The following is a 260-nucleotide window of genomic DNA, read 5'->3' on the forward strand; positions in this document are numbered from 1 at the left end:
ATCGACATCCAGCCGCCCCTGTCCCCTGTAAAAAGGGAAGCAGCGGCGAAAGGCCAAGCGGGCCGCGGTGCCAAACTGTGGATCACGGTGAAGGGTTGCCACGAACGCTTCGTTGCCCTTGGGCCGGAGACAGGCGCCTTGAACTTTCCTGATTCCCTGTCCGGCGGCGGCCTGGACGTCGATGGAGTCGTACCCCACGCCGCTGCGGGCGATGACTTTCAGCGACGTGGCATGTGCGAGCATGTCGGCGGTGACCGGTT

At 64.2% G+C, this 260-nt stretch carries 1 pseudogene; it reads right to left on the bottom strand.

Going from position 1 to position 260, the window contains the following annotated elements:
- Positions 1-260: pseudogene (locus tag SB724_RS20720) on the bottom strand (hypothetical protein); the annotation flags it as partial.

This window comes from Bacillus sp. SIMBA_031 (assembly GCF_046535225.1).
In the GTDB taxonomy this organism is placed as follows: domain Bacteria; phylum Bacillota; class Bacilli; order Bacillales; family Bacillaceae; genus Bacillus; species Bacillus velezensis.